Genomic DNA, 2,973 nt, shown 5'->3' with positions numbered 1-2,973 from the left:
AATTTGGTGCCTGCTGTCTGGATCTGATGTAGATAATTGCGGGTTTTCTGTACTGGTGTTTTCTTTCAGTTCTTTTTGAATCTGTTCGTATTTCACACGTTGTATCTTACGTTGGGCAATCTCTTTTTTTATCTCAGTTTTATTATCCTTGTCGGCTTGGGCTAGAGCTTTGTTATGGGCAGCGAGCTTTTGATCTATATAATCTAGGTGGCGTTGCACCTTCTTGTTATTATAGTTGTTTTTCTTACTGTTCTGAGCTCTTAATTTTGTTGAATCCCCAGCGATAAGTTCGCCGCCTATAAGGTTAAAATTTTTGGCAATGCTAACACTCGCCCTAAACACACGAGCGATTGCCTTTGGATTGTTTTTTCTAAAGCGTGCAATGGTATTATGGTCTGGCTTTAGGTTTTTCAAAAGCCAAATAACTTCCAGATTGCGGTGACATTCTTTTTCTAGGTGGCGTGAAGAACGCATCCGGTTCATATAACCATAAATATAAAGCTTGAGTAAATCGCCTGGATGGTAGGGCGGACGTCCTTGAGTTGCTAAGCTGTTAAAGCCTAGTTCTTGCAAATCTAACTGCTCCACAAACTGATCGATAAACCGAACGCTGTTATCGGCAGGGACCATATCGTCTAAACAAGTGCTGTATAAAGTTAATTGCTCCCGGTCTTTTCCTTGTTGATATTCCATTTTTAAAGATAAAAAAAATTAAAAATATATCCTTAAAAAAAGACTGCAATGATGGCATGGTTTTGAGACAGTCTGACGGTCTCGTATAACCGTCAGTTACGGGTTTATATGCGTTAATATTCGGTTTGGCACGGACGTTAGCAATTCCGAGTGGATTCGGACGTAGTCGAATCCGCCGTAATTGCGGTTATACATTGTTGCCCACAGTTATTTTATCCGTTTCCATATCGTATAACGTTTTTCAGTTCCAAATTCAATTCTTTTTTCAGAGACTGATTTTAAATCCAATTCAAGAGGTTTGAAATAATAAAATCCGTCATTTTTCTTTTCCATCAAATTCCGTTTTAAATGCCATTCAACCGCTTCTTTTCGGCTTTCCGCTTTTTCTTTGGATAGACGTCGCTCGATAATCAATTTGTTATTTTCAATTCGGTATGTTCCAATGTCTGTATAATTTAAGTTGTAATAAAATTCGAATTCGCCATTTTCTTTAAATGTTCTGTCAGCGTAACCAGTTCCGTTTTCAGTTTCTATTGGGTCAATGTCAGGTTTTACAAATTCAGATTTTTCTTTGTCTGTTCTTAAATCACATTCTTTTTCAAAACGCCACGTTCCAATTATTAATTCGGATTGATTTTTTTGAGCAACCAAAATCCCAATTTGAAAAGTCAATATTAATGTCAGCAGTATTTTTCTCATAATTGTGGGCAACGGTCTCGTATATAATAAGTTGCGTGTGAAAATGCGCGGACTTGTCGGCGTGACCTTTACTTAATTAAAAATGAAAATTACCTTTTTCCAGAACCAAAAACAAGCAATTTTTTATATACGTTGTTGTGCGCTGGCTTTATCCGCTTTATTTTACATTCAATTATCCGCAACTTATTAAAATTCCGCCTTGAGGATAATTAAATTCGGTAATATATTCCGCATCTGTTAAACATCCATATTTTTTCCGATATTTTCTTTCTCTAAAATCATAAACGTGTAAAATCAAGTACCTTTGCTTAAAATGATATTTTTCCATTTCTACTTCAAAGTTTGCGATTTTTTGGTTACCTCTTTTGTAAGTGTAATAGTCAAATGTCAGCGTTATTTTTTTTGTTTCTTCTGATTTGATTTTTTCCCACAAGTTTTTTTCTAAAATTAGTTCTCCTGGATGATAATCGATTAAAATTCGGTCTTTTGTTCCGTCATTATATTCAAAATTAAGATATACACCTCCAATTTCGGAAACTACTAATCTATCATTTACGTCAATTACCATATTCAGATTTTGTCCAAATCCGATGGTGGAAATTCCAAGTACAATTATTAAAAATAGAAGTTTAAATTTCATTTACGATTTTTTTTCAGCTTGCGCACAACGGTTTTGTGTATGGCTCGTTGCGGGAAATCAGCTATGATTTTCCGCCGTAGAACGAAGATAGCAAATTGCAATGAATTCCGATTAGGAATTCAGCCGCAATGAGCTATACACGTTGTTGTGCAACGTTTTTTATTCAGTTTTTTCTAATTGTTTATGCGAACCATCACAATTCGGCATTCGGTTCGAAAGTCCGCAAACACAATCGTTTAATCCGTATCCATCCATAATTCGCTCCATATTTTTTTCAATCCGAGATGTTTTAGTTTTTGACTGTTTTGGTTTGTCAAAATGCAACAAATAACCTCGTTGTCTTCCTGCCGTAAGATTTTTAAACGCTTTTTTAAAATCAGGATTTTCCTCAAATTTTTGTTCTAACTCTTTTGGTGTGTTGAAGTCAGATGTTTTTTTCTTTTCAATTTTCTTTCCCGACTTTTCAATTCCGATTGCTTCTTCTATATATTCCTTAATTGTCGGTTTCAGTTCCTCAATTTCTGGTAAGTCTGTAAATCGGATTTGTCTTGCCGATTGGACATTTTCAGTTTGTTGCACTAAAATATTTTCAGGGTCTTTGAGCAAAACTCCTTTATGGAACAAAATCGCACAATAGTCTTTAAATTCGTGGATTAGTACAATATTTTTTTCGTTCTCGGTATAGCAAGGATGCATCCATTTGAATTCCTCTTTTAATCCGCATTCCAATATGATTTCACGAAGTTTGGTCAGTTCCGTTTTCCATTTTTTAAGTCCGTTCAGATATTTGTTAACTTCTTCGTTCATTGGTTTTTGCGGTTGCTATTAAATGTTGCACAACGGCAGTCTGTCTCAAAACTACCAATTAATGCTCTTAAAAATTCTATTTTTCTGATTTTTATGAAATTTATCGATGAATCAATATTTTTTGAAAATGATTT

General features: G+C 34.8%; 4 protein-coding genes. All 4 read right to left on the bottom strand.

The genetic code is table 11. The annotated features are described in order from the left end of the window. A partial coding sequence (locus ACFSQ0_RS07325; protein ID WP_379046330.1) for a transposase occupies window positions 1–693 on the bottom strand: 693 nt, incomplete at its 3' end. A 207-nt stretch (window positions 694–900) separates the two neighbouring features. Further along, window positions 901–1,392, bottom strand: coding sequence for a DUF1878 family protein (locus ACFSQ0_RS07320; protein WP_379046327.1), 492 nt, complete (start codon window positions 1,390–1,392; stop codon window positions 901–903). A 172-nt stretch (window positions 1,393–1,564) separates the two neighbouring features. Then, a complete protein-coding gene (locus tag ACFSQ0_RS07315) occupies window positions 1,565–2,032 on the bottom strand; it encodes a hypothetical protein (protein ID WP_379046324.1) in 468 nt (155 codons plus the stop codon). Between the two features lie 159 nt (window positions 2,033–2,191). Beyond that, entirely contained in the window at window positions 2,192–2,839 is a 648-nt protein-coding gene (locus tag ACFSQ0_RS07310; protein WP_379046321.1) for a DUF1801 domain-containing protein, read from the bottom strand. Between the last annotated feature and the right edge of the window lie 134 nt (window positions 2,840–2,973).

The sequence above is a fragment of the Mesonia sediminis genome (genome assembly GCF_042684705.1).
Lineage (GTDB): Bacteria > Bacteroidota > Bacteroidia > Flavobacteriales > Flavobacteriaceae > Mesonia > Mesonia sediminis.
Note: the sequence above shows the minus strand (reverse complement) of the source record. Positions and strands in the feature narration are given on the sequence as shown.